Raw genomic sequence first — 1,766 nt, forward strand, 5'->3', positions numbered from 1 at the left:
GGCGTTGTTCAAACGAGGGTTACACTTTGAGGAAAAATCCCTCATTTAAATAGAACATATATTCTCAAATATGGGACTAGTACAAAGAAATAGGGAATATGGTTAAATTAGGGATAATAAGCCTAATTTATGAGTAAATCGAGTGAATCCATCCCATTGTGTAGCTTCTGCTCTTCATCCAAATGTGCGTCACGACTCGCGCGTTCCCTTGCGTCTTACGCCGACGCGGGGTCGCTCGTCAACAATTAGCAGTGAAAGTTCTGTCAAAACAAGAACCCATAACTCGGATAGCCCAGCAAGAGCAAGTAAGTCGCAAGTTTCTTTACCAACAGAAAAGGATTGCTGAAGGTGCATTGAATCATGCTTTTGACAAAAAAGAGTCAGAAAATGAAGTCTTGTATTATCTTCCAGTAACTCAACAATGGATATTTCAGTTCATTTTAGCGTTGATTCTAATTTGCCACTGCTCTTATCGAGGTGTAGCTGAATTATTAAGGGATTTATTCGATTATTCTCTCAGTATTGGCACGATTCACAATCGAATCAAAGAAGCGACGGAAAAAGCCCGACAAATCAATCAAAATCAAGATTTATCGCCGATTAAAGTTCCATTACTGGATGAACTGTTCCAGGGTTCTCGACCAGTTTTGACAGGAGTGGATTCTGATTCTACGTACTGTTTTCTTCTAGAAGCAGTAGAGCATCGAGATGAAGATACTTGGGGATGGTATTTGCTCGAAGCAGAAGCACAAGGATTGAATCCCGACTACACCATAGCTGATGCAGGAGTTGGAATTAGAGCGGGACAAAAAGCAGCTTGGGGAGAGAAGCCTTGTCACGGCGATGTTTGGCATATACTAGATCAAAGTACAGCTTTATGCCGTAATTTAGCTAAAAAAGCTCAAGGAGCTACAACTCAACGCCAAAAGCTCGAAGAGAAGATGGAAGCAGCTAAATTAAAGGGAGAGGGGAATAAATTATCAGCTAAGTTGATTAAAGCTCGCAAAAATGAAGCAAATTTGCTAAATAAGTTCGCTGATATCAAAATCTTACTCTATTGGCTCAGAAATGATATTTTGTCTTTGGCTGGTCCAGATTGGTCAGAAAGAATGGAATTAATGAATTTCATGATTGATGAACTAAAAATCAGAGAAAACCAGGCACACAAAGGGATTAAGTCCTTGAGAATCGCTCTATTTAATCAAAAAGAGAATTTATTAGCCTTTGCTCAAGTTCTAGACAAAAAACTGGCAAATATTGCCCATAAGTTTCAGATTTCTTTGTCTCAGGTGCGACAGGTCTGTTTATTGATGAAGAAGTCCTTATCAACTAATGTCTATTGGCAGAAATGGAATCATCTCTATCAGCAACTTTCAGCTAAATTCCTCCCCGTGAAAGAAGCGGTAGAATCGGCGATGAAATCAACCCCTAGAGCCAGTTCTTTAGTTGAAAACCTGAATTCTCGTCTGAGAAATTACTTTTTCTTGAGAAAGCATCTCAATTCTGATTATCTCGATCTTCTCAGATTTTTTCTGAATCATCGCACATTGATGTCAAGTCGAATTCCTGAAAGAGTTGGAAAAAGCCCTACAGAATTAATGACAGGTGAAAAACATCCACATTGGTTGTCACTGTTAGGATTTGACCTGTTTCAAAGAGTCTGACAAGAAGCTTCCATAATAATACTTTTGTTCTGTAAGCGAAGTCAAAACTTGGCTTAATTTAAGCTGCGTTTGTTACCCAAAATACCCCGTTTTTGAACAACG

Annotated in this window: 1 protein-coding gene; it reads left to right on the forward strand. The window is 39.0% G+C overall.

From position 1 onward, the window contains the following. Positions 1–251 precede the first annotated feature (251 nt). The gene (locus tag H1P_RS35420) at positions 252–1,664 is read left to right on the forward strand and encodes a hypothetical protein (protein WP_222427418.1); all 1,413 of its coding nucleotides are present in this window, start codon (positions 252–254) and stop codon (positions 1,662–1,664) included. The last annotated feature ends 102 nt before the right edge of the window (positions 1,665–1,766 follow it).

Origin of the sequence: Hyella patelloides LEGE 07179, assembly GCF_900659865.1 — a bacterium.
GTDB lineage: Bacteria > Cyanobacteriota > Cyanobacteriia > Cyanobacteriales > Xenococcaceae > Hyella > Hyella patelloides.